The 25,712-nt window shown below is 56.0% G+C and carries 19 protein-coding genes and 2 pseudogenes; 14 read left to right on the forward strand and 7 right to left on the reverse strand.

Annotated features, from left to right (window positions below):
• The first annotated feature begins 410 nt into the window (after window positions 1–410).
• The 6 genes from HAD_RS10820 (at window position 411) to HAD_RS10845 (ending at window position 5,667) form a co-directional block, all read left to right on the forward strand.
• Entirely contained in the window at window positions 411–1,316 is a 906-nt protein-coding gene (locus tag HAD_RS10820; protein ID WP_035570985.1) for a VOC family protein, read from the forward strand.
• A 142-nt stretch (window positions 1,317–1,458) separates the two neighbouring features.
• Window positions 1,459–1,779, forward strand: a complete 321-nt coding sequence (locus HAD_RS10825; RefSeq protein WP_035570988.1) for a 2Fe-2S iron-sulfur cluster-binding protein — start codon at window positions 1,459–1,461, stop codon at window positions 1,777–1,779.
• A 108-nt stretch (window positions 1,780–1,887) separates the two neighbouring features.
• A complete protein-coding gene (locus tag HAD_RS10830; protein WP_035570990.1) occupies window positions 1,888–3,030 on the forward strand; it encodes an acyl-CoA dehydrogenase family protein in 1,143 nt (380 codons plus the stop codon).
• A 92-nt stretch (window positions 3,031–3,122) separates the two neighbouring features.
• Window positions 3,123–3,878 carry an enoyl-CoA hydratase/isomerase family protein gene (locus HAD_RS10835; RefSeq protein WP_051596143.1) on the forward strand — a complete coding sequence of 252 codons (756 nt, stop codon included), beginning with the start codon at window positions 3,123–3,125 and terminating at the stop codon, window positions 3,876–3,878.
• Window positions 3,878–4,150 carry a hypothetical protein gene (locus tag HAD_RS10840; RefSeq protein WP_035570992.1) on the forward strand — a complete coding sequence of 91 codons (273 nt, stop codon included), beginning with the start codon at window positions 3,878–3,880 and terminating at the stop codon, window positions 4,148–4,150. The genes HAD_RS10835 and HAD_RS10840 overlap by 1 nt, the downstream gene beginning before the upstream one ends.
• A 182-nt stretch (window positions 4,151–4,332) precedes the next feature.
• The gene (locus tag HAD_RS10845) at window positions 4,333–5,667 is read left to right on the forward strand and encodes an MFS transporter (protein ID WP_035570994.1); all 1,335 of its coding nucleotides are present in this window, start codon (window positions 4,333–4,335) and stop codon (window positions 5,665–5,667) included.
• Between the two features lie 253 nt (window positions 5,668–5,920).
• Here the strand turns inward: HAD_RS10845 and HAD_RS10850 are convergent, their stop codons facing one another.
• Window positions 5,921–7,129: a CaiB/BaiF CoA transferase family protein gene (locus HAD_RS10850; RefSeq protein ID WP_035570996.1), complete on the reverse strand. Its 1,209-nt coding sequence runs from the start codon at window positions 7,127–7,129 to the stop codon at window positions 5,921–5,923.
• A 567-nt stretch (window positions 7,130–7,696) separates the two neighbouring features.
• Here HAD_RS10850 and HAD_RS18870 point away from each other — a divergent pair.
• A pseudogene (locus tag HAD_RS18870) lies at window positions 7,697–8,306 on the forward strand (IS6 family transposase).
• Between the two features lie 645 nt (window positions 8,307–8,951).
• Window positions 8,952–9,530: a VOC family protein gene (locus HAD_RS10860; RefSeq protein WP_035570997.1), complete on the forward strand. Its 579-nt coding sequence runs from the start codon at window positions 8,952–8,954 to the stop codon at window positions 9,528–9,530.
• A gap of 63 nt (window positions 9,531–9,593) precedes the next feature.
• Here HAD_RS10860 and HAD_RS10865 read toward each other — a convergent pair whose 3' ends face one another.
• The 4 genes from HAD_RS10865 to HAD_RS18035 form a co-directional block, all read right to left on the reverse strand.
• The gene (locus HAD_RS10865; RefSeq protein WP_051596144.1) at window positions 9,594–11,147 is read right to left on the reverse strand and encodes an AMP-binding protein; all 1,554 of its coding nucleotides are present in this window, start codon (window positions 11,145–11,147) and stop codon (window positions 9,594–9,596) included.
• A gap of 3 nt (window positions 11,148–11,150) precedes the next feature.
• Window positions 11,151–11,960 carry an enoyl-CoA hydratase/isomerase family protein gene (locus tag HAD_RS18030; RefSeq protein WP_051596145.1) on the reverse strand — a complete coding sequence of 270 codons (810 nt, stop codon included), beginning with the start codon at window positions 11,958–11,960 and terminating at the stop codon, window positions 11,151–11,153.
• Window positions 11,961–12,010: 50 nt separating this feature from the next.
• On the reverse strand, window positions 12,011–12,430 hold the full coding sequence (locus tag HAD_RS10875) for a GlcG/HbpS family heme-binding protein (protein WP_035570998.1): 420 nt from the start codon (window positions 12,428–12,430) through the stop codon (window positions 12,011–12,013).
• Between the two features lie 81 nt (window positions 12,431–12,511).
• The gene (locus HAD_RS18035; RefSeq protein ID WP_162177505.1) at window positions 12,512–13,804 is read right to left on the reverse strand and encodes a spinster family MFS transporter; all 1,293 of its coding nucleotides are present in this window, start codon (window positions 13,802–13,804) and stop codon (window positions 12,512–12,514) included.
• Between the two features lie 354 nt (window positions 13,805–14,158).
• Between HAD_RS18035 and HAD_RS10885 the strand changes: the two genes are divergently transcribed.
• Complete coding sequence (locus HAD_RS10885) at window positions 14,159–16,474, forward strand: TonB-dependent receptor (RefSeq protein ID WP_035570999.1); 2,316 nt, start codon at window positions 14,159–14,161, stop codon at window positions 16,472–16,474.
• Window positions 16,475–16,629: 155 nt separating this feature from the next.
• Window positions 16,630–17,304 (forward strand): TetR/AcrR family transcriptional regulator, encoded by a 675-nt coding sequence (locus tag HAD_RS10890; protein ID WP_035571000.1) that lies wholly within the window; start codon window positions 16,630–16,632, stop codon window positions 17,302–17,304.
• A 59-nt stretch (window positions 17,305–17,363) separates the two neighbouring features.
• Here the strand turns inward: HAD_RS10890 and HAD_RS10895 are convergent, their stop codons facing one another.
• Both HAD_RS10895 and HAD_RS10900 read right to left on the reverse strand, forming a co-directional pair.
• Window positions 17,364–19,088, reverse strand: coding sequence for an N-acyl-D-amino-acid deacylase family protein (locus tag HAD_RS10895; RefSeq protein ID WP_035571002.1), 1,725 nt, complete (start codon window positions 19,086–19,088; stop codon window positions 17,364–17,366).
• 3 nt (window positions 19,089–19,091) lie between these two features.
• Window positions 19,092–19,757, reverse strand: a complete 666-nt coding sequence (locus HAD_RS10900) for a GntR family transcriptional regulator (protein WP_084331888.1) — start codon at window positions 19,755–19,757, stop codon at window positions 19,092–19,094.
• A 155-nt stretch (window positions 19,758–19,912) separates the two neighbouring features.
• On the opposite strand from HAD_RS10900, the pseudogene HAD_RS18875 reads away from it, so the two are divergent.
• From HAD_RS18875 to HAD_RS10915, 4 genes and pseudogenes are all read left to right on the forward strand, one after another.
• Window positions 19,913–19,987 (forward strand): annotated as a pseudogene (locus tag HAD_RS18875) (IS6 family transposase); the annotation flags it as partial.
• A gap of 330 nt (window positions 19,988–20,317) precedes the next feature.
• The gene (locus tag HAD_RS10905; protein ID WP_051596148.1) at window positions 20,318–22,162 is read left to right on the forward strand and encodes an aminotransferase-like domain-containing protein; all 1,845 of its coding nucleotides are present in this window, start codon (window positions 20,318–20,320) and stop codon (window positions 22,160–22,162) included.
• A 165-nt stretch (window positions 22,163–22,327) separates the two neighbouring features.
• Window positions 22,328–23,257 (forward strand): carbon-nitrogen hydrolase family protein, encoded by a 930-nt coding sequence (locus tag HAD_RS10910; RefSeq protein ID WP_084331890.1) that lies wholly within the window; start codon window positions 22,328–22,330, stop codon window positions 23,255–23,257.
• A 52-nt stretch (window positions 23,258–23,309) separates the two neighbouring features.
• The gene (locus HAD_RS10915; protein ID WP_035571004.1) at window positions 23,310–25,694 is read left to right on the forward strand and encodes a TonB-dependent receptor; all 2,385 of its coding nucleotides are present in this window, start codon (window positions 23,310–23,312) and stop codon (window positions 25,692–25,694) included.
• Window positions 25,695–25,712: the final 18 nt, after the last annotated feature.

Consider the following 25,712-nt stretch of genomic DNA (forward strand, 5'->3'; position numbering starts at 1 on the left):
TACCATCCATAACGGCATGGCATGAATTCATCCTTAAATGCTGCGCCGCACAAGTTCAATCGTTTGTCTAAAATAGCCCTTGTGGGTGCGCGGCTTGCTGAAATGTTAGGCGGCCGACGGACCTGTTGTCACCCCCGTAATTATACGCGGTAGCTACGCCTTGCGAACAATGTGCCAGTTGCTCAATGCCAGAAAAACCGGCCAATCGATGCTCTCACTCACGATTAAATGGCAAGGACGGGGCACTCAATCCCTCAGGATTAAGGGGGGAGCCAAAGAGCTTTCTCAATTTCCCGCTTCACCTTTGTAGAAGAGTATTTTATACAAGCGTTCTAAATGTTTTTGCGGCTGGCCGGCTCTGATACGCTTGTTGTGAACGCGAATTCGACCCGATTTTAAGGAGTATTGCCATGAGTATTGATGACATCAGGTACCGGCGCATCGGCTACGTGGCCCTTACGGTGACCGATCTCGAAAAGTCCAGGCACTTCTACGAAACTTTGGTTGGCCTGAAGATGGACGAGGAGCCCGATGGCGAGTGCGCCTTCCTCAGATGCAGTGATCGCCACCATGATCTGGTCCTCTATAAGGGCCAGGAACCGGCATTGAAACGCGTTGGCTGGCAGATGGAGAGCGAGAAGGCTCTTGAAGCTGTGCGCGCTCACTTTGGCAAACTGGGGATTGAGTGTGTAGCAGTCAGTGCGGAAGAGCGTTCCAGGCTCGGTATCGGTGAGGCTTTCCGGGCAACCGAGCCGACGACCGGCGCGACGTTTGAGTTTTACTGTCACATGGATGCGGCGCCAGGTCCCTACGAGCAGACCCATACGAAAATTGCTCGTTTGGGCCACCTTGTGCTCAGCAGTCCCGACCGCGCGGCAACCGAAAAGTTCCTCATGGAGGAGATGAATTTCCGCGTTTCCGATCGGATCAAGGGCATGGTCACGTTTATGCGCTGCTTCCCCAATCCCTATCACCACTCCTTTGGAGTCGGCTCTGCAAAGACAGCTGGGCTCAATCACGTGAACTTTATGGTCACTGAGATGGCAGATGTCGGTAAAGCCAACAATCGCATGAAGAAAGCCGGCGTTCCGATCGTTTACGGCATTGGCAAGCATCCGCCATCCGAATCCGTGTTCATCTATTTTCTCGATCCAGACGGAATGACGGTCGAATACAGCTACGGCATGGAGGAGTTTCCAGAGGAGTCACCGCGTACGCCGCGTGAGCTGCCAGCGTCGCTGGAGTCAATTGATTACTGGGAAGGCGTTCCCGATCCCAGGATGGCAAAGGTCGGTATCCTCGAACCGCTTAAATAGACCGCGGGAAGGGCATCTGATTGACGCTGAGCGCACCTGCGGGCCGTAAAAGTCCGCCCGCAGGTGATTTCATCCTGATAGGGATTTTAATCTTTCCGAGGAGGACGGATCGGGAGCATAGAGCCTGGTCCGCGCTAAAACCATGCCAAGAATTACCTTTATCGATCACGCCGGTGGGGCGCGCTGCGTTGAGGCAGTAGCCGGCGAAACACTTATGGAAGCTGGCGTGAAATCCGGCGTCCCCGAGTTGGAGGCGGAGTGTGGTGGCGCCTGCGCATGTGCGACCTGCCACGTTTATGTCGACCCAGCATTCCTGGCGAAGTTGAGTGCCCCGAGCGACGTTGAGCAAGGGATGCTCGATTATGCGGAGGCGCCTGTCCGGGAGAATTCAAGATTGTCGTGCCAGATCATTGTCAGTGACGAACTTGATGGCATGACCGTTCATACGCCGCCTCAGCAGTGATGAAATCGCGACGTCCGGAAGGGCGCAGGACTTCTGCTGTTTCCGAAGTGCGAACAACACTCAGAACCGATGCTTCTGTAATCAAGCATCTTCGAAGGAATATCTACGATGCCAATACCCGTTGACCGTCAGGGCCAGAGCGAGATGCATACCATCTTCCGCGATTCCGTGAGGCGCTTCTTTGCGTCTGAACTAGATCTTGATACGTGGGAGCGCGACCGTCTGACGCCGCGCTCATTCTGGCTGTCCGCAGGAAAGGCCGGCCTGCTATGCCCCACGGTGCCCGAGGCTTACGGCGGACTGGGGCTCGACTTTTCGTATAACGCCATTGTCACCGAAGAGCTCACCTATGCAGGCTCGTCTGCGAGCCTGCCGCTCCAGTCCGACATTATTGCAGACTATTTCGTGCATCTTGGGACGGAGGAGCAAAAAACCAAATACCTTCCCGGCATGGTCGATGGATCCCTGATCGCAGCCATCGCAATGACGGAACCAGGCGCCGGATCGGATCTTCAGTCAATCCGGACAAGAGCGGTCCGGGATGGGGATGAGTATGTCATCAGCGGCGCGAAAACTTACATTTCAAGCGGTCAGCATGCCGATGTTGTGATTGTTGCCGCAAAGACAGACCCTGAAGCCGGTGCGAAAGGCGTAAGCCTGCTCATTGTGGATGCTGATCGTCCGGGATTTTCCCGTGGAAGAAAACTGAACAAGATCGGGCAACATTCCGCGGACACGTCCGAGCTGTTCTTTGACGAAGTGCGCGTTCCCGCAAGTGCGCTTCTCGGGCAGGAAGGCGGTGGCTTTTCCGCAATCATGACACTGATGCCACAGGAGCGCCTTTCGCAGGCGATCATGGGGCAGGCGGGTGCACAGCGTGCGCTCGATGAAACGATCGGTTTCACCACAGATCGACGCGCATTTGGCCAGGCGGTCTTTGATTTCCAGAACACACAGTTCGTCCTCGCAGAGATCGCGGCATCCCTTCAGGTGGGCTGGTCGCATCTGGACTGGGCGATCCAGCGGCATGTGGCTGGCGGGCTTACTGCGACCGAAGCGTCCGCAGCGAAACTCTGGCATACAGAGATGCAATGGTCGGCGCTCGATAAATGTCTGCAGCTTCATGGCGGGGCAGGTTATATGGAGGAATACCCTATCGCACGCATGTGGCGCGATGCCCGGGTGCAGCGCATCTATGGCGGGACATCCGAAATTCTGAAGCTCGTCATTGGCCGTTCCCTGAAGCGGTAGGGAGCAGTCAGGCCTGGAACGGGCCAACTGCCGGAGAAGAAACGGCGATACGCGCGCCATAGACTATTCAATCGTCAAGTCGGAGGAGAGGCATGGAAGATTTCAAGACCATCGAGGTCGAACGGGAAAAAGGGCTTGCCCTCATCGCATTCAATCGCCCCGATAGCATGAATTCGATTATTCCGCAGATGCTCCACGAATTTGAGGTCGCCATGGCGCACCTTGCCGAGGATCCGGATATCGAGGTGGTCATCCTGACAGGGCGTGGGCGGAACTTCTGCGCTGGGCTGGACGTCGGAATGCTGAAGGCGGAAGGCGCGGGAGCTGTCACCGGCTATAATCCTTCCCAGACAATCGCAGACTGGCCGGGGCCGGTGATCGCTGCGGTGCAGGGGGCAGTGGCGACGGGCGGATTTGAGATAACCGTTGCCTGCGACATCATAATTGCGGCCGAGTCTGCGCGATTTGTCGATACGCACTCCAGGGTCGGGCTCTTGCCCGGATGGGGGCTCAGTGCTCGCCTGCATCGGGCCATTGGAGTCTACCGGGCAAAGGAGCTGGAGATGACGGGGCGCCCGCTTCATGCGCGGGAGGCGTCGGACTGGGGGCTCGTGAACCGTGTCGTCCCGGACCGGGATCTGTTGGGTGCGGCGCGCGCGATGGCGCATATGATTTTGGCCGGGGCGCCTGGTATGGCGAAATCGACCAAGGAACTGATTGATGGCAACAGCATGAGAACGCTGGAGGAGGCGCTGGCGTTTGAGCGGCAAATGGCGGAGCAGGTCAATCTGCGCAACGCTCCGGGCGATCTCCAGTTCGGACATGTCGGGACCAGCAAGAAGCTTTGATGAATCCGCTGGCCGCTCAAGCGAGAGGCCTTGATCTAAAACAACTGCACTTTGATGTCTGCTTATATCTAAAGCTCATGGCAGCCGGTACTTATCTCGGTTGGCTGCTGACGTGGCGTGTCATGATCGTAGTTTCGGGTAGGCGCAAAACTCATAACGGTTTGAATTTTCATAAGATGCCAGGTGAAATGAATGAGGAACGGTTCGAGCGGGTGGATTTGGTCGGTACCGTTCGCCTCAGTCGGGCGCACATAATTAAAACGTTTGCTTGACCTGTGTGACCGGCGCAAATACTCCTGAAGATAACGCGGCAAAGGTCAAATCGCGGCACAGCGATGCTGCACTCCATCTCTCCCTTCCGGAAAGAGGCGTGCGGAAACAAGATCAGATAAGCCGCCTGCCGCCAGAGTGACCATCGGTCCACCAGGCGCCGCCAGGAAGTTGAGGGAGCAAGATGAAATCTGAAACTGCGTCCGCCGGCGCTTTGTCTGCCGAGCAGGCAAAAACCTCCAGGCCAACAGCGCTTCGAGCCTGGTATACTGTCGCGCTGCTCACTCTCCTCTTCATTCTGTCATTCATTGACCGCAGCATCCTGGCGTTGATGGCGGAGCCTGTCGGGAAGTCCCTCGGCCTTGCAGATCGTCAGCTTGCGCTGCTGCTCGGATTTGGGTTCGCGCTCGTATACTCCATTGGTGGGCTCCCGCTTGCGCAGCTGGTTGATACCCGCGACCGGCGGGCAGTCGTTGGTGTCGGTGTAGGAATCTGGAGCCTTGCGACGGTGCTGTCCGCCTTCGCAACCGGCTTCTGGAGCCTACTTGTGCTTCGTTGCGGCGTCGCACTCGGGGAGGCTGTCCTCACGCCCGCTGCTGTGTCGTTGATCGCAGATCTTTTTGCGAAAGAGCGACGCAGCTTTCCGATGTCGGTGTACTTGTCGGTGGGAAGCTTCATGTCCATTGGCTCTTATACGGTCGGAGCACTGACGTATGACTTTGCTGCAAGTTTAAGGGATGCCACCGGGCTTGAGGCCTGGCAGTTGACATTTGTCCTGGTCGGAATGCCGGGCGTAGTTCTTGCTTTGGTTTTTGGCTTTACAGCGGCTAATCCCCCGCGGGGTGAGTCGCTAACGATCGGTCAGGATGACGCCACATGGGGGGGCTTCCTGGCCTATATCAGGAAGCGTGCGCTCTTTTTTGTGCCGCTACTGACGGCAGCCGGCCTCTACTGTTTCTACGGCTTGGCTGTGGTGACATGGCTGCCGACGCTTCTTGTGCGCGAGGAGGGATTGAATATCTCGAACGCAGGCTACCTGTTGGGGTGTATCGGCGTACCTACAGCGCTCGCAGGGAACTTCATCTGGCCACAGGTGGCGATGGCGATTGACCGGAAGCGGCCGAAACGAGGCGCGGTCATCGTTCTGATGTTTGCAGCACTCTTGGCGGGGCCTGCGTTTGCCGTCGGTATATCCATGGGCGGCACCGTGATGTATGTCTGCCTCGGTTTGGGAATATTCTTCGGCTCCGCGTTTGCCGTCATTCCGCCGATTGCGTATCAACAATTCGGACCCATAAGGATGCGGGCAAGACTTACCGCTGTGAACCTGCTCGTTATTGCCATTCTCGGTTATGGCCTCGGGCCTTTGATTGCAGTTGAGCTGGGAGCGCTGATCGCAGGTCATGAGCATGGATTGTCAGCGGGATTGATATGGATGTCGGCGCTGACAACTCCGGTTCTTGCGGCTTTGGCATTCCTCGCCACGCGTCAATCAGCTTTGGCCGACGACCAGGATTGAGCGTCAATCGTGATTCAATGCCTACGCCTTCGCCCTGAGGGGGAAGAGCCGAAGCAATACTTGTTGGCTATCCCCGGCAAGTCCGTACCGGGCATGATCGGTATCCGGTAACATGTGCCGACGGACAATGCTCTGGTGGGGCTTGAGAGGCGCTGAAGAGCACGTGACCAGGCCGGCAGTGTCGCATTTGAGGATAAGGGAGTGAGGGAGGGGGTACGTCGACCCACTCCATACAGGGCAAATATTCCTGAGATCAGCCGATTGCGCGAGCGTTCCTGGCTGCAGCGATTTCTTCGCCGCTTTTGCCTAGCTCGGTGAGAATTTCTTCCGTGTGCTCGCCGAGCTTCGGTGCCCGCATACGGACGGAAGCGGGCGATGTTTCGAAGTCGGCGAAGAAGCCCGCCATGCGGGTCCGGCCGTATTCCGGATCTTCGATGTCGATAAAACATTCCGTGTGAATGGCTTGAGGGTCCTCCATGAACTCCTCGACCGTATTCACCGACGCGATCGGAACCCCATGTTCATCCGCCAATGCAAGCAGTTCGGCTTTGCTCATGCGGGACGCGGATTCCTCCAGTTCTTTCCAGAATAGAGCATAGTTGAAGATACGGGCCCAGGGCGTGTTGAAGCGCTCATCCTCAATCAGGTCCTCGCGCCCAAGGATCCTGCAAAGTCCCTGAAATTGGGGGTTCAGTTGAACGTGACCCATAACATAGCCATCCTTCACCTTCAGCGGGTGGTGGATCCGGATATTGGGAATCTTCTGAACCGGAGCAGACTGGAAATAGAAATTGTTCAGCAGATCCGGCATCAGGAATGCCGCATAGGTTTTCATAAGGGACGTCGAAACTTTCTGGCCAACACCGCCATTTCGCTCCCGATGTAGCAGTGCAGCCAGGATCGCGTTGCATGTCATGATGGATGCAACCTTGTCAGCAATGATATGCGGAATGGGGGCCGGATTTTCCGGTGATCCCATGATCGGCATCGAGCCGCTAAGTGCCTGGATCACGTGATCATAGGCAGGCTTGTTCTTGTAGGGCCCGTCAGTCCCGAAGCCCGAGAGGCCGGCATAGATGAGCCCGGGATTGCTTTCCTTTAAAACATCATACCCAAGCCCGAGGCGTTCCATCGTGTCAGGACGGAAGTTCTCCAGCACGATATCTGCTGTAGAAATAAGGTCGGCCGCGATCTGCCGTCCCTCATCGGACTTGAGGTCAAGGCAGATGCTCTTTTTGTTTCGATTGAAGAGGGAGAAGTAAGCGGACATTCCCTCATGCATCGGATGGTTGGTCCGCATGGGGTCGCCTCCCGAAGCTTCAATCTTGATCACGTCGGCACCGAGATCCCCCAGCATCTGACCGGTATAGGGGCCTGACACCATGGTCGCGATTTCGACAACGCGAAGACCGGCGCAGGGGCCCGCTTCTGTCGTGTTCTGGCTCTCACTTTTTGCAGGCATTGTGGCCTCCCCTTGATCTCGCCGAACAGGCGGCTTGTTGTTCGCCTCGCCTTGCTCATCGCGTTAATTTGGACGAGGTTCTGACTGGCGTGAGTAGTACAAATGTATTAGCATACATGGCACGCTCTTTTCAGTGGTGCAAGTGCTGACACATTCGCAAGAAAAGGGATGGCTTAGACGAGAAGCGCCGAGGGCATAAACAAATCCGATATGGGGGCGAGTTCAGGAGTCTCGTCTCCAACCGCATCACGCTTTCTGGCAGTGTTTGCGTAGATCGAATGGTGTTCGATGCGGTTGTTTCTAGCGCGGTCGATCATGTGGTGGAGGAGCTTGGTATCTCGGAACGCCGGACCTGGCGCGTGGTTGGCCAGCACCGTGCCACCCAGCGCGGGTTGCCGGCACTCCGCGCCGATGATGGGGGCAGGGCGTCATACCCGATTGTCTGAAAGGAACCTGGAAGCGGGCCTCATCAGGGCCAGAGGTCATCCTTGCTGCGCAATCGGGCCGGGCAGCATTGTCGGAGCAAACGGGTTTGAGCCGTAAGGCAGGGGCGTTTAGCTTCAGGGAATGAGCAAAAATTCGTTCCGCTACTTCAAGACCTCCCCCGAAATCATCCAGCTTGCGGTCATGATGTATGTCCGTTTCCCGCTGTCAGTGCGCAGTATCGAAGATCTGCTTCGCGAGTGCGGCATCGATATTTACCACAATGGTAGTGGCACCTGGACGAGGTCTTCATCAAAACCAGAGGCAATCGACACTACCTCTGGCGCGCAGTGGACCATGAAGGAGGTGCTGGAACCCCATGTAACGAAGAGGCGGATTAAGGTATCCGCGCTGACATTCCTCAAGAAGGCAATGAGGCGATATGGAACCGTGCTTGTTGTAGTGATGGACAATGTCCATCGTGTCGAGCGGCTATGAAAGTGATCGGCAGCGAAAGTCGCCAGGAAACTGGCGGGCATCTCAAGAACCGTGCTGAACACTGATATCTGCCATTCCGACGAAGGGAGGGCGCCATGACCCGCTTCCGGTACGTGCGGAGTTTGCAGGAGTGGCTTCAATTCATTCGTCAGTATACAGTTACTTTAATCATCAAAGGAATATCGAGAGTAGAGCTAGGTTCAAATCGCAGTGTGTCGCCGCTCTGCTCGAATGGCGCGAGTTGATCGCTGCCTAAGACCTGCTCGTCCGCGAAAAACGGAGACTGGTTCGAGTTGATCTGACAGCGCCACCGGGCGGTGCATGCTGTACTTTCCGGTTCGGTATCCGCTTGTATAGCGGGACTGGTTCGCCAGGGGATTGTTTATTCTTTCCTCCGCAGACTGTTCGATGAACTCATTGATGCGGGTAATCCTGTTGTCTGAGATCTTGAGGAAGATGACCGCCTGAATTGCGGTTTCCGATCCTTTGTCGCGCCGAGTAAGATGGAGCCGGTAGAGCTGGGCAACCACATCACCCTCGACTGACCGTTGGAGGATTTAATATTTGAATTCGACGAATCCGGCTGCGCGTTTCAAAACGGCAAGATTTTCGGCTTTTCCCTGTGCCTTATCATCATTGCTTTGCCAGACGGCAACATCGTCTGAATATATGTCTTGGACCTCTGAAAAGTTGCCCCATTCAATCGCGCGACGAACTTTATGGCGGTTCTGCCGGGATTATTCATGGATGAGTTATTTCACTTCCTGGTTAGGACAGAACACATTGACAGGTAATCCTGATAAAACTATCAGAAATTAGATGCATTGTCAGATGTGATTCCGTTTGGGGTTGTGGCCCGGGTTGCAAGGCAAAGATACGAGTGAATGTAGGGAGAGATCCAATGCCAGAAGAAGCACAGAACATTCTCAATAACGCAAACCATACGGCGTATCGTTGCCGCGACGCCGAGCAGACGCGCTGGTTTTACGAGGACGTGCTGGGGCTGCCGCTTCGGATCGCGTTCTCTGAAGAAAACGTTCCGGGAACGAATGAGCCGACGCCATTCATGCACCTGTTTTTCCAGCTCGGAAATGGCGATTTTATTGCCTTCTTCGATGAGCCGACCAACGCTACGCCGGCCCACTTTGCGACGGCTCACAGTTTTGATCGGCATATCGCTTTCGAGGTGGACTCCGAAGAAGAGATGCTCGCGTGGCAAAAGAAGATCAACGAGAAGGGTGTCATGTGCCTTGGGCCGGTGGACCACGGGTTCCTGAAATCGGTCTACATGTATGATCCAAACGGCATGCAGGTGGAGATTACCAGCAAGACCCCGATTTACACGGAGTATGCCATGGAGCAGGGGCCCAAGGCGCGCAAGAACCTGGATGAATGGGTCCAGCGCACCCGGGAGCAAAAGGTCGGCAAGTTCGGCGCCGAGGCGCTCGACAAGCGTAAAATTCCCTATCCGGGAATCTGATCACCCAATCTGATCGCTGAAGGCAAATGGCCGCTGATTTCTATTGCGTTATCCGGCGGCGTTTCAATCTGCAAAACGCTTGCGCAGTTTTGCCTTTGCGATCTTGTTCAGCTCTGCGCGTGGAAAGTCGTCCACAAAGATCACTTCGACCGGTACCTTGAAGTCGGCAAGCTGCGTCCGGCAGGTTTCAAGGATAGCTGATGCCAGCGCGTCGGACGCTTCCGCAGCGCGAACGAACACGGCCGGAACTTCATCCTTCATCTTATCGGGCTTACCGACAACGGCGCACTCCAGCACACCTTCCGTTAGCATGACAGCGCCTTCGATTTCTGACGCGGCGACATTCTCTGCGCCGACTTTCAGCATGTCCTTGGCCCGGTCTGCGAAGCGAAGATGACCGTCGGCCGTCTGGAACACCCGGTCGCCGGTATCGAACCAGCCTTCGTTGTCGAAACTGCCTGAAGTCGCTTCCGGATTGTACAGGTATTCCTTGAACAAAGTGATCCCCGGGATTCCGCGTACCTTCAGAAGGCCGGTTTCGCCTGGTGTCACATCCTGTCCGCTGTCATCCACAATTTTTAGTTCAAATTCTGGGGCAGGCATTCCCATAGATCTTTCGGGGCTGGATAACTGGGGCGGTGTATATGTTCCGTGAGCAATCAGCTCGGTCATGCCCCAGGCGCCGACAAAAGTGATGCGGAAAAGGTCTTCCGCAGGGCCGATGTTGGCTGCACCGATTACCCAATAGCGGAATTTGTGATCGTCCGGAACGGGCAGGGTCGCCAACGCCTGCATCGCAAACGGAATTACATTTGCCCAGGTGCAGCCATGCTTCAGCGCTACCGGCCAGAAGCGGCTGGCCGAGAATTTCGGCTGTAGCACCATGGCGCCGCCGGACCAGAGTACCCCATAGTGCGCCCAGCTCATGGCATTGGTATGGCAGAGGGGGGTGAACACGATGGCCGTGTCAATGTCCCGCAACAGATTGTGGGAGGCAACGGTCTGCGCGCCCCAAAGAGCATTGGCGTGCGTCCACACAACGCCCTTGGGCCGAGATGTCGTACCCGATGTATATTGAACGGAAAACGGCGCCATCGGATTATTTCGCTCAATCTCGAAATCCCTGTCGTCGGCAAAGAGATCGTCAAAAGGCACAATGCCGGCCGGAAGCGGCTGAGATGGCTCGGTGCTGTTGTGGGCCGTGCTCGCAATCCATTCGAGGTCGGGCCCCGTCTCACGGATCAGGTCCACAAATTCCGGCTGCGTGATGGCAAAGCGCGCCCGGGAGTGGCTGATGAAATAGCGCATTTCCTCGACGGCTGACCGTGGATTGGTCGTCACCACGACCGCGCCAAGCGCAGCGCAGGCATGATAGGCAATCAGGAACTCCGGGCAGTTGTTCGCATGCAGCAGGACGAAGTCGCCCCGGCCTACTCCTTTTGCATGCAGGCCCGCCGCACAGCGGCGCACATCCTTGTAGAATGCGCCATATGTCCAGGTCTGCGCTTCGCCCTCAAAAGGCTCCCAATGAAGAAACGAAGCATTGGGGCGTCGTTCTGCGTGATTTTTCAGGAGCCAGTGGAAATCTTTGTCCATGGCCATGTGCAGGGTACTCATCGGCTATTTGCCTTTGAATTCGGGTTTGTAAGCTTCGGGATCGGGATTATTGATCCACATGCCTAGCGCGTGCTGGGCATCTTCAGAGACGATGATTTTCATGATCTCCTTTGCCTCCTCAGCCATGAAGTTCAGCTGATCCTGATTAGATCCGGCATTTACCAGATGTTTGATGCCGCGCATCGCGAGCGGCGCGCGGGCGGCGAATTTTTCCGCGAAGGCTTTTACTTCGGCGTCAAACTCAGCTTCCGAATACAGGCGGGAGATCAGACCAAGTTCCAGCGCCGTGCTAGGCTCGAGAAACTCACCATGGAGCAGGATGTCCAGGGCCTTTGCCCGGCCAAGGTATTTCAAGGCGTACCAGGCGCCGCTGCCGCCGGGTACCAGACCGAAGCTGCTTTGAGGCAGGGCGAAAGTGGCAGTCGGAGAATCCTTCATGAGGCGGAAGTCGAAGGACAGGGAAAACTCGCAGCCCCCCCCGCCAACATTTCCATTGATTGCGGCTATCGTCACGACCGGGAGGGCTTCGATCCGGCGAGCCAACGTGTGGTTGGCATTAACGACCGACGGGATGTCTATTTGCCGCTCACCCTGCGCCAGGCTTTGCATCTCGGTTAGTTCCATCCAGCGCAGGAAGACATCATCTGTGCCTGTCACGACCAGGACGCGCAGGTCGTGGTCCTCTTCAACCGCATTGAGCATGTCATGCAGTTCGTAGAGCATCTGGGTGTTGAGCGTTTGGTTGGGTGGATTGTACATCCGGCAGGTCAGGATGTGACCTTCCCGCTCAAGTATCAGGTGTTGGTAGTCCATAATCCGCTATTCCTCCCGGTTATCGTTTTTACTGCGGCTTGCCTGACGGGTTAGCTGATGGCAGCGAGCCCGGCCTCGGCGACTTCCATGTCGTCAGAATAGTGACCACCGCTGACACCGATGCCGCCAACGAGTTCGTCGTTCACAAACACCGGATAGCCACCGCCAAAAACGACAAGACGATCGGTTTTCACGATGCCGTGCAGCAGTGGCGGATCGTTCTTGATGAATTCGTGCCACTCATGTGTTGCCATGCCGAAGGAGATCGCGGTGTAGGCCTTGTCCTGGGCAATATCGACGCTGAGCAGCGGGGCGCCATCCATCCGCTCATAGGCCTTGAGCGCGCCAGCATCGTCGACGACGGCAATCACCATGGGTTTACCCATCTCTTCCGCCTTGGCCTTCGCGGCCTCGATTATTTTCTGCGCTGCGTAGCTGGTGATGGTGCTTTTGGTTTTCACGAGATCCATGTGATCCTCCCACTGATTTGATAGACTTATTAGCTCAATTGATAGGTGTTTGCTGGAATTGCCGTCAATGGCGATTTCGGTTCACGTCGAGGGAAGTGGCGAGGGCGTGCCCTCTGCATGTTGTCCGGCATAGCGGAAGCACCAGATTGAGATCAAGGCGCATAGCCCGATGAGCGCGAGGCCTGCGTGTAGTGAACGTTCCCCCATCCCGGAGAAGACCGTATCACTCAGTGTTCCAACGACGACCGGTGTGATGGCATAGCCGACGATCGTGACGCAAAAGGCGAGCAGGGCGACCGCCAGAGCGCGTTCAGATGGGTCCGAATTCGCCTGAACAGACGCGAATACTGGGGCGGCCTCAAGATTGATGAAAATATTGAAGGCGCCAAGATAGGCAAAAAAGACCAATGGCGAATTTGCGCCCAGCATCAGGTAGTAGAAGGGAATAGATGCGGCGACGAAGATGGCGGGCAGCCAGCTCATCCATTTCAGGTCGCGTTTTGCCATGAGGTCGCAGAGGATTCCGCCGACAAACAAGGAGGGCATGGCGCAGAAGAGAAGCACGCCTGCTGCATACGCGCCGATTTCTGTTTTTGGCATGCCGAAGTTTCGCTCGATCAAGGGGTAGAGCCAGACGAGCAGTGCCTGCACGGTGACAAGTGCAAATGTGTGCCCCGCGACCGTTCCGACATAGACCTTGTTGCGGAGCAGCGAACGGATCGTGTCTCCCAGCGGCGCCTGGCCGGAGCGGCGGGCGTCGGCGTCAAGGAACCGTCCACGTGCTGGTTCCCGTACGGTCATGTAAGTGAGGAGACCGAGCAGCACGCCTGGAACACCCGTAATGTAGAAGACCATTCGCCAGCCATAAGCTTCAACGAGCGCCGTGCCGATCAGGTGGCCGCCCAGAACGCCGAGCGCCCCACCCATGGACAAGAATCCGATAGCCCGGCCGAGTTCGACTTTCGTGAAATAGTCGGACAGGAGGGAGTGGCTGGACGGTGTACCGCCAGCTTCTCCGATTCCCACGCCCACGCGGGCCAGAAAAAGCGAGACGAACCCACCTGCAGCACCACATGCGGCGGTCGCCAGGCTCCAGACCGTAACGGCGGCAGCGAAAATGTTCTTCCTGATCGTCCGGTCGGCCAGGCGGGCGATCGGAATGCCGAAAGCCGCATAAAACAAGGCAAAGGCTGTCCCTCCGAGCAGGCCAAGCTGTGTGTCGTTCAATTGGAAATCATTCTGGATGTTCGTCATGACCACCGAGATGAGACCGCGGTCCACCACGCTCAGCGTTTGTCCCATCATCAGGATGAACAGCACGTAATATCTATAGTGCCCGGTTAGGGGGCGACTTGCCTCTGATACCACAGACATTGAGAATCCTCCTTTAGCTCCGAGCCTCTTTTGAACGGGCATGCCAACCTTCCTGATTTGAAAGGGAGACCCCGAGCGGGCGGATCGAGCGCAAGTATTCTGATAAATCGATCAGGATCAATAGCTGTTATGGCAGACAGTCGGTTTCCGACGCGTAAAGGTGGGGCAGTTCGCGCAAGTTTCTTGATGAGGCGTTCTGGACCTAGGGACTGTTGGTGAGCGGAGGAAGGAATGCCGCTCTCAATTTAGTACGCAGAAAATATTTTTAATTGGGACTTGGCGGCCGCAAGGAAAGTCTTATAGACTTATCAGATAAGGCTCGCAGATAAAAACCGAGCGACCAGGGAGGTCAAAATGTATAAATCCAAGTTTGGTGCCAGCACCATTGTGCTTTCAATGCTGGTTGTGTCCGGTGTTCAGGCAGCAGTCGCTCAGGAAGTCGAAGCGCCCGCCGGCCGGGAAAACGAAAGCCGTCAGTCGGTCGTGATTGTTACGGCAACAAAAAGCGAAACCACGCTGCAGGATACGCCGATCGCGATTTCAGTCGTGAGCGGGCAGGACCTTGCTGATCGAAACATCCTCGAAGTCAGCGAAATTGCTCAGGATGTACCAGGCTTGACGTTCAGCCAGTCACCCGGTGACTTGCCGTCGATCGTCATTCGGGGAATCGGTACGAACAACGCCAACCAGACGGCTGAGCAGTCGGTTGGGCTTTTTGTGGACAATGTCTACAAGCCGCGGGCCCGCCAGTACCGAGACTCCTTGTTCGACGTGGAACGGGTGGAAGTCATCAAAGGCGCGCAGGGGGTCATCTTCGGTAAGAACACAAGTGTCGGTGCCATCAGCGTTGTCTCGCGCAAGCCGGGTACTGAGTTCGGCGGCGACGTTTACGGCAGCTATGAATTCGAGAATGAAAGCTATACGATCGGTGCGACAGCAGACCTTCCGGCCAGTGACAAGTTGCGGTTCCGGGTCGGTGGCCAGTATTCCGATACCGGCGGCTATGTGAAGAACCTCGCCGGTGGTGACGATGTGCCGGCTACCGAGCGATATATTGTTCGTGGGACCATGGTCGCGGAGCCGACGGATTCGTTGACCGCGACTTTCATGCTCCAGCACTCGGAACAGGATACGACGGGTAACGCATTCCAGTTGACGGAGGCGCTGAACCCGGCGCTCGTCTCTTATTTCGGTTACACGACAAACCCCTATGAAAAGCGCCTGACCCCGACGACGACTTTCATCGATGGTCTTTCTGTTCCGGCTGATGCCGATTCCCAGGATAGCACCGATGCCGTCCTGACCCTTGACTGGGAACTGTCCGATACCCTCTCGCTGACGTCCGTCAGCGCGTATTCGGTGATGGATTACTCCAACTATTCCAGTATCTTCTATTCCTCCAGCGATGCAGCAGGACAGCCCAAGGGCTACCAGCTGTTCGAAGAGGATTTCGAGCAATTCACTCAGGAAATACGCCTGAACTATTCAGGAGACTCCTGGCACGGGTTCATCGGAGGCATGTATCAGGACCAGAGCCTGGCATTCGACCGGACAGTCCGCTTGCAGACCTGGTTTTCACCCGGCACGATCAGCGGCGGTGTCGATGTTGGCGGATTTGCGTTTGCCGGTACTTCGAACGCTTTGCTCGATCAGGACATGGAATCCTATGCGCTGTTCGGCCTGATGACGCACGACTTTACTGACAAGTTTTCAGTCAGCGGTGGTCTCCGTATCGGATACGAAGAGAAGACGGCAGACTTCTCTGTCACTATTCTGGATCTGATCGGTCTGGATCCGATCAGTGTTCCGAACGACTTCTTCCGTCCGGTGGACCAGCGCGCCGGGATCTCGATTTATCCGCTGATCAACGCGGCAGGCGTCGTGCCGACCACGACGACGGATGATACGTCTGTCGATGGTAGCCTGAACTTCAGCTACGACATCACCGATGACTGGATGACGTACATCTCTTTCGCGCAGGGTACGAAGAGCGCGGCGTTCAACAATGCGACCATCAGCGGATCGTTCACACCCGAACCGTTCATTATCCCCGAGGAGGTCGCGCGCTCTGTAGAGATTGGTGCCAAAGGCAATTATGGCGGCGGCCGGGGAACGATGAGCGCCGCGGCGTTCTACACCGATCTGACAGACTTCCAGGACTCGGTTTTTGATCCGAATGTTGGTGTGACTGGGGCATTCGTCATCCAGAGCTTCGATGCCGAAACCTATGGCATCGAGCTGGAGACACGCTACAGACTGACCGACAACCTGACAGCATATGGTAATCTCGGCCTGCTTGAGGCCAAGAGCCAGGCGACAGGCGCCAGACTCGCAGATGCGCCAAAAGTCAGTGGCATGATCGGTGCAGATTACACCCGGCCAGTGTCCGGCAATCTGGAGCTCAATGCAGGTGGTCGGTTGACCTTCAGTTCCAACCAGCTCCACCGGAATCCGGCGTTGCCGCGTGGTACTGGCGAGTATCAGGTCGCGGATTTCCATATCGGCCTGGACAACACCGCATCGGGCTGGTCTGTGAGAGCAGAAGTCAAGAACGCGTTTGAAGAGCGGTATGAGGTCTTTTCGTTCATCCAGCCTCTGCTGTCGGCCGGGGTCGTGGGCGCGTACAATCCTCCCAGAACTGTTTACCTCTCCGTCCGAAAGTCCTTCTAGGCGGGACCCTCGGCCGACTAGACGGATCCTCCAATGCGACGGGTCACCTTCAGCGCCGGATGAAAGGCCAATGGCTTCTTCATTTGGCGCTGTTTCTTTTTCTGACGGCTAGCCGTATGGTTCAACTATCACCAAACAATTCAAGTACCTGATGAATGTTGAAGCGAGAAAAATACACTGAGCAGTACTCTCAGATCCTTGAGGCTGCGATCGAGCTCTTTTCGACCTGTGGTTACGATGCTGTAAGCACAACCCAGATCGCCGCCGCTGCGGGTGTGTCTCAACCCAGCATTCATTATCATTTCGGCAGCAAGACGGAGCTATGGGTCGCCGCGATCAAATCTCTGGCAACTCAAATTGGATCTGAGATCCCGACCGATTGGGAAACTGTCGAGGAAATGGAGCCGATCGAGGCGCTTCAATATCTATGTGGTCTCATTCTCGACGTTTCCATTCAGCGGCCGGAATTGGGCCGGTTCATCATGCTGGAGGGGCAGGCCGGCGGGGAGCGCCTAGAATGGTTGTATGACATGGTCATGAAGACCTCCTATACCGGGTTTTGTCAGCTCATCCAGCGGGGTATAGACAGTGGACAGATCAAAAATCACAAGCCGCACCAGATCCTGATGCTGCTTCATGGGGCGGTTGTGACCTATTTCAACGTTGCGCCACTGGTGGAGATCGCGTTCCACGAAAATCCCGGGGAGGAAAGGCCGGCCGCAGAGTACCGCGCAGCATTTCTCGATATTGTTATTGAGGGTTTGAAAGTGAATCCGACTTCCAAACGGAAGAAACGTACCAGCACCAGGAAGGCCACCGGGCAGACCTAGCAAAATCACCGATTGCGCCGGCCCGGCACACCTTACTTCCTGGGGTTGATCTCAGTAGCTCATGAAACCGCTTCTTTGCCGCGCCGCACGAGGCGACCCGGAAGCAAGCCTGTCTGTTCGCCCTGCCAATAAGTGATTTCACCTGAAACAAGGGTCGCAATATAGCCATCTGCAAGTTGGTTCATGCGTTTTCCGCCGGCTGGAAGATCATAATTGACCGTCGGGACATGAAGCGACAGAGCTTCGAAGTCTATAATATTCAAGTCAGCTTTCAGGCCGGAAGCAATGCGTCCGCGGTCGGTGAAACCTACCGTGTCAGCAGGCCGTGATGTGAGTTCTGCGATCGCTTGGGCGAGCGGTATCCTTTCCTCTTCCTTGGCGTCACGTGCCCAACGTTGCAGGTAATAGGTCGGGAAGCTTCCATCGCAAATCAGACCGTAATGCGCGCCGCCATCGGCGAGCGCCATGACCGTATCGGGGTGGCCCAGCATTTCGCGAACGGCGTTGAGATTGCCCTCAGTGTAATTCGCTGCTGGAAGGTAGAAAAGCCGCTTGCCTTCATCCTTTAACAGAAGGTCGTAGGCATACTCTTCGACGGTTTGCCCCGCGACAGTAGCGCGCGATTCGATGCGGTCCTCGCGCTTGGGCTCGTAGTTTGGCGTCTTGTCCCACTCATGCGATGCGCGGAATGCGTTGATGAGGTTCAGCGTGACGGGATTGGAATCGTCTGGTGTCTCGGACAGAAGCTGTGCGCGGAATTCCGCATCACGCATGATCCGGACACGCTCTTCCAGCGGCAGAGAGGCAATCTTCCTGTAGCTTGGATGCGCGGTGAAAGGATGCAGGCTGAGGTCGAGACCGAAGAACATGCCGACCGGCCTGGGCGCGACCTGACCGCGCATTTGCAGTCCATCCGCACGGGCCGCTTCGAGTCCTTCAAGCACTGAACGCCAGCCGCGTCCTGGCTGGTTCGGAACGTCGAGCAGCGTAAAGGACACCGGGCGGCGGCCATATTCAGCGACCTGCCGCAGAATTGAGAACTCAGACTCCGCATCCCCGTCCGGCGCAGGGATGATCTGGAAGACGCCAGCCTCAGCATCGACAAGCCCATCCATCAGGGCCTTTAATTCGTCCGTCTCCGAATACAGGCTTGGTGCCAATTCGCCAGCCTTCGTCCGGTGCATCATATTGCGGGAGGTTGTTACCCCGAATGCGCCTTCCGCGATGGCTTCGGTAACAAGCGACCGCATTTGGGCCAAATCCTCTGCCGTCGGGGGTTCCTTGCGGGCGGCGCGCTCTCCCATCACGTAAATGCGTAGGGCGGAGTGTGGGATCTGGGTTGCGACGTCGATGTCGAGCGCGCGATTGTCCAGCGCATTTAGGTAGTCCGGAAAGCTCTCCCAGTTCCAAGGGAGGCCGTCGACCATGACGACTTCGGGAATGTCTTCCACCCCTTCCATCAGCTTGACGAGCATATCCCGTTGGTGAGGTCGGCACGGGGCAAAGCCGACGCCACAATTTCCCATCAAGACAGTCGTAACACCGTGACCGGAAGAGGGAGCCAGTCGGTTCTCCCAAGTCACCTGCCCATCATAATGTGTGTGGATATCGATAAAGCCGGGCGTGATAATGTATTTGGTCGCGTCAATCTCGCGATCCCCTCTGGTGTCGATGGATCCGATCGCCTCGATCCGGCCGTTGCGGATGCCTATATCGGCGGTGTAGGGAGCGTTTCCGGATCCGTCGAAAACTTTTCCTCCCCGAATGACCACGTCAAAGCTCATCGCTTATACTCCCTTTTCGTATTCTTTCAGTGTTTCTTGTAACTTACAGACATGCTCACGGCTCAGCTTGCCAGCCCCGACTGGGTCGCCTTGCAGGACTTTTTTTCCGACAGCAATGAGTTCAGAGGCGTGCTGTCCGCGCAGCCTCAGGAAACCGTATTGGGCCCGCAGAACGTGAACCCGCACACGAGCGAGCAGGTGAGACAGTTCATCATTGTTCGCTGTGGCGGCCAGCGCGCTGTAGAATTTCCGGCGCGCCGTGACAAAGTCGCGGGGTGACGTGGAATTCTGGAGGCGTTCCAGCTCCGCTGTTGCTCGAGAGAGCCGGTCGCTGCTGGCCCCGTCGGCAATTTCACGCGCAGCGCTTTCGGCCGCCAGACCGAAAAGCAATTGGGTGACTTTGAGAGTGTCGGCACCCTGTTGGGGAGTGAGCGTGACTAGGGTTGCGCCTCGATTGGGAGTGATGGACACTACGCCCCGTACCTGGAGCTGCTGCAATGCATCTCGTACGGTCTGCCTTCCGACGCCAAACCGTGCACAGAGTTCCGTTTCCACAAGACGCTGGCCGGGTATGTAATCACCGACCTCCAGCCCCTCGACAATGGCGTGAACCATGCTGAGCGCGGAGGGCTTCGGTAATCGATTGGATGTCTGGGCGTTTGTGGACATGCCCGAATATTTCGACCCAGCTCACGATTGTCAACAATATTGTTGACAATCGTGAGCTGGGATGCTATGCAACACTGCGACAGCCTCAAGCTGCTGCTGGCATTGTCAGCGGAACTGAATTTGAAGGCGCCAATCTTGGTACTTAAGCTCGAAAATTGAACGAGAATCCATTCCGCTATTTCAAGACGTCACCTGAAGGCATCCAGCTCGCGGTCATGATGTATGTCCGACATCTCAACGATCGGGCTGAAATTTCAGATTTTCCGTTCGGCTGACGAGAGCGAGGAAATTCGCGTTTTAAGCGCAAGCGAAGTCTCCAAGAGTTCGCCTTAATCCACTCGTCTGTACACAACCACTTCAAACATTAAAAGAATACCGAGAGCAGGGTCAGGTTCAAATCACTACGCGACCCACGCTTCTCGAATGGCGCGAGCTGGTCGCTGGCGGAGACCTGCTCGTTCGCGAAAATTGGAGAATGGTTCGAGTTTGTCTGACAGCACCCACCATTGCGACCATTTTGTCATGGTGATACCCGTCCGTTTTGGTATTGGATGAATTTTATGACCCGTGTCCAGACGATAGAAGCTTCTGCGCTTGCTCCGCTTCTTCAGCTGGATCGGACAAGCAGTTTGTCCCTTCAGGATCAAATCCGTCGTGGGTTTTTCAATGCGATCGGCTCCGGGGTTTTGCCAGCCGGAGTGCGATTGCCTTCTTCGCGGAAACTGGCGGATCGTCTGGGGGTCTCCCGCAACACGGCTCTGATAGCCTACCAGACGCTCATCGCGGATGGGCACCTGGTCTCGCGAGAACGAAGCGGCGTGTTCGTGGCGACTGATATGCAGCGATATCAGGGATGTTCGATGCCGGTGATCGGCCCACGCAGCGGGCCTGTTCTATCGACGGTCAGCGCGCGCTTAAACGAGTCTGTTTTTGCTAGGTCGACCCACAGGTTTCCGTCTGACTGGCAAACCAACCGATACCCTTTTATTGAGGGGCGTTATGACCGGTCTCTGTTTCCGATCTTCGAATGGCGTGAAGCCAGTCGCCTGGCGCTTGCTGCGCAGGAGGTGGAAACCTGGTCTGTCGATTCCGGAGAAGCGGATGATGATGCCCTGATCGAGGAAATACGCACAAAGCTTCTGCCGAGACGGGGTATTATTGCCCGTCCCGACGAACTGCTGATAACCGTTAGCGAACAGCAGGCCCTGCATTTGATAACGAGACTGTTTGCCTCGGAGGGAACAGTGGCTGGCGTCGAAGAGCCCGGATTACCGGAAATGCGCGCCCTGTTCGAGGGACGCAAAGCTCGCCTGACCTTTCTCCCCGTTGATGATGAAGGGTTGATCGTCGACGACAAGCTCAAAGGATGCGACATTGTTCATGTCACGCCGAGTCGCCAACGCCCGACTGCCGTAACGCTCTCAAGCGCCCGGCGGGCCGAACTGCTCGATATGGCTGCGCAGAATGATTTCCTCATCATAGAAGATGATTTTGAGTGCGAGTTGAACTATCTCGATGATCCGATTCCGTCCCTTCGAGCGATGGAGGGGGGGGACCGGGTCATCTATGTCGCGAGCCTTTCAAAGGTTCTCGAACCGGGCGTCGGGCTTGGCTTCATGGTCGCGCCTCCAGAAGTCATTACTGCCGCCCGAAGGCTACGAAGCCTCACGACCGGACGCCCTTCGCCAAACAATCAACGAGCCGCGGCCTTTTTCCTGTCGCTCGGCCACTATGATTCCATGCTTCGCCGTCTCAACAAGGTGTTCGAGGAGCGCCTGATCGCGCTGCGAGATGCACTTAATCACTATCGGCCTTTGTCTATTGCTGTGGCTCCGGTCCGCGGTGGTACCACCTATTGGGTTCGCGGCGAAGAAGGCCTCCAGACGGATAAGCTGATGGCTGACGCACAGGCGCGCGGCGTCCTGATTGAGGCGGTGGAGCAGTATTTTGCGCCCGGCAATGCGCCAACGAATATGTTCCGGCTTGGCGTTACAAGCATCCAGTCTGACCGGATCCGGGATGGTATTGCGGCGCTGTCAGAAGCCATGCATGCGGTGTCGAAGGATGGGCCGCCTCCCTCATCGCAGCAAGCGACATTGTCCGGTGAAGAAATCACTAAAACGCTTGGCGGGGTTACTTTGCATTATAGTACTGTCTACGGAGAGCCGTGTACAATCAAACTGGAACCTGACGGAAATATGATCGGCCGGGCCGGTTCGGCAGGTGAAGACAAAGATACTGGTCGCTGGTGGGTCGAAGGTGAAAAGTGGTATCGTCAATGGCAACGCTGGGCGTTCACTGAAGTATTGGGATTCCGTATCTCGGTCGACGGTCAGCATTTGTCCTGGCTCGACGACTCCGGGCGCGTCGTGGACAGTGCCGTTATCATGGCACCCTCGGTCTGACTTCCCGGGCTGATACGGGTTGTATTGATTGTTCACAAAATCTGGCTCCAAAGAGGATCGGTTTTTGGCCCTAAGCCATAACTTGCGGTCCTGTCATGTTGCACTCTCTCGAGTCCAGCGTCGGCATCGTCCGACCCACAGACTTCGACAAGCTGGGGTGCAGGAATGTCACGATTGGGAGTTGCAGCGATCCAGACTGCCGGTGAAGCCACTGGAAATCTGGAACTGATCGAGCAGGAAGTCAGATCGGCTGCACGACGCTTCCCTTGGCTCAGCATGATCGCGCTGGGTGAACTCGCCATCCACGGCGCGAGTCCAGAGAAGGCAGAACGAGCGGGTGGGGCGACGGAACAGCGCCTTCAGTCGCTTGCCGCCGAAACGAGTCTCTGGATCATTCCAGGCAGCCTGTATGAAGATCGTGATGGGCAGGTATTCAACACGACGCCGATTATCGACCCAACAGGGCAAATCATCGCGCGATACGACAAGATGTTCCCGTTCCTGCCTTACGAGAAAGGTGTGGCTTCAGGGAACAGCTATGTCGTTTTTGACGTACCTGGTGCTGGAAAAGTCGCGGTCGCTATTTGTTACGATATTTGGTTCCCGGAGCTTGTTCGAACACTTGCAGCGATGGGCGCGGAAGTAATCATTGTCCCGACAATGACGAATACAATCGATCGCGATGTCGAACTTGCAATTGCGCGCGCCAACGCCGCGATCAGTCAATGCTTTGTTGTTGATTTGAATGTCGCAGGCCAGCAGGGCAATGGCCGCTCAGTCATATATGGGCCTGGCGGGGACCTCATTTATGAGGCTGGGGCTGGACGCGAAATCATGGCGCTTGAGCTGGACCTTGAGCAGGTTCGCAGCGCCCGTTCAAGAGGCTGGAATGGCCTTGGTCAGGTTATGAAGAGTTTTCGAGATATGCCCGGACGCTTCCCGCTGCACGAAAGCGTTGATGCGCGTTCTGAAGCTATGCGGGATTGGGGTGCGCTGGAAATGCCAACCCGTTCGATAGTGCCTGAATCGGCCAAATTATCACAGCCATCAAAAACACCTCGTCTGACCACTACCAATAATAAGGGCTCGGTTTAGGGGGCGACTTCGACCTCGTGCCAGATTGTCGTAACAAATAGGAGATAGCAAAATGAAGAATACCCGATTCAGTCGGCCAAAGGCGAGTTTGCTCACCCTTCTGATGACAGGCGTCAGCGCCACGTCGCTCGGAACTTTTACGGCAACAGCACAAGAAGACGATACTGTCAGTCGGCAGAATACGATCACTGTTACTGCAACCCGTCGCGACGAAAGTTTGGTGGATGTACCCTACAATATCTCCGCTGTTACTGGAGAAAGCATCGAAGCGGCGAGTATACTCGATGACGCTGAACTTCTCCGCTCGATCCCCGGAGTCGCCGTCGTCGATCGCGGTGCCCGCAATTCCGGCACGATGAATTCTGCCCGGATTCGTGGCTTGGCGGTTGATAGTAATGGTCTGGGTGACTACGCCGTCTCGGCGGTCGCGTCCGTTTCGACTTATGTCAACGACACGCCCATTTTTGCCAATTTTCTGCTGCGCGACCTGGAGCGAGTTGAGGTCCTCCGAGGCCCGCAGGGCACGCTTTATGGTTCAGGATCACTGGGCGGAACGATCCGTTACATTACACGAGATCCGGACCTCGGTGAGTATAATGGTTATGTCAGCGCCTCCGGCTCGTCGGTGGAGGGGTCAGAAGGCCTCGGTTATAGTGTTGACGGTGCATTTAACATGCCGATCGGTGACAAAGCCGCACTGCGTATCGTCGGTAGCGTCGGGGATTACCCGGGCATCACTGACTATGTGAACGTGTACGAACTGGACAGTAGCGGTATCCCTGTCGCACCCAACGGCATTCTGGATACAGCCGCTTCATACAAATCGGTGGAAGACGCAGACACTGTGGATGTCTGGATGGGGCGGGCGACTCTATTGCTGGAGCCTACTGACAAGATGTCGATCAAGATTGTCCACACGCGCCAATCTGATGAGGTCGGTGGACGGCGCCAGAGCACTGTCGGACAGGACGGTTTCGGAAACACATATGGCGATTATGAGAACGGATCTATCCAGCTTGAGCCATCCTCGCGCGATATCAATGCGACATCCCTCGAAGCCGAATTTGATCTTGGCTTTGCAACGCTGACATCATCGACGTCCCACTATGATCACACGGGTGAAAGTGTCAGTGAGAATACAGGTTTCTATGCGCAAGCTGGCTTCCTGAGCTTCTACTACACCTATCCGCGGCCGATGGCATCTGCTGTGCGTACGTTTGCTGATGAGGCTGTGGTTCAGGAGGTTCGTCTCGTCTCAGATGACGGTGATGCCTTTGACTATGTTGTCGGCGGGTTTTACCGCAAGCAACAGCTTGAAGGGACGCAATCAAGCTTTCTGCGAGGCTTCAAGAACTGGTGGGACGCTTACCTGCCATTCGCGGCAACAGCGGTCACAAGGGATCAGGATTTCGCGTATCGCCGGACAGAGAACTTTGAAGAAGTGTCTCTCTTTGGTGAACTGACCTGGCATACATCGCCTGATCTGGATCTGACCGTTGGTGCCCGGTATTTTGACAACAAGTCTGAGAACGTCACCTTCCTTGATTTGCCGCTCTATGCGGGTGTCTCGGATCCGACGAATGCGTCTTTTTCGGCGTCAGAAGACGACGTTTTGTTCAAGGTGAACGCGTCGTGGCACTACAATGAATATGATATGCTGTATGCAACCATATCAGAGGGCTATCGCCGCGGTGGATCAAATGCAGTGCCACTCACTGGCTCTTTTGCTGAGGACCCGCGCTGGCAGCTTTATACGCCAGATTCGGTCGTCAACTATGAGGTCGGCGTCAAAGGAGAGCGCGGCGACATTCGTTATGATGTAAGCGCCTTCCTCGTTGACTGGACTGACCCACAGCTCAATACGGCCTCGACAAATTGGGGGTTCTTCACCGTACAGAATGGCGGTGAAGCACAGAGCTACGGTCTGGAGGCGTCGCTCGATGGCTACCTCAATGATAATTGGCACTATTCGCTCGGCTATGCCTACGTGAATGCCGAGTTGACGAAGGATTTCTACGCCCCGGATCGTCCGGCCCCGGCTGCGCCAATTGCGTTGGACGGCGCAATGCTTCCGGGAACGCCAGAGCATCAACTTAACTGGGCGCTCGACTATACGCGGGATCTCAATAACTGGACCTGGTATTCGAGAGTTGATGGTTACTATCAGTCCGAAACCCGCAATGGTGTCGGTGTCTCACCAACCTACAATGTCCCGCTCGACGGGTTTGCCATCTGGAATGCGACGACGACTTTCACGCGCAATAATACTTCATTTTCACTGTGGATGAAGAACATCGCCAATGATGACGGGGTCACGGGTGTCTTTACCGAAGCTTATATGGGGACAGCACCAGCCCAGGGTTATTTCGGTAATGCGAACAAGCAGCTGATTTCCCTGCCGCGCACGATTGGTGTAACCGTCCGCCAAAACTTCTAAGAGGTTCTTTCGGCATGG

This window comes from Hyphomonas adhaerens MHS-3 (genome assembly GCF_000685235.1).
In the GTDB taxonomy this organism is placed as follows: domain Bacteria; phylum Pseudomonadota; class Alphaproteobacteria; order Caulobacterales; family Hyphomonadaceae; genus Hyphomonas; species Hyphomonas adhaerens.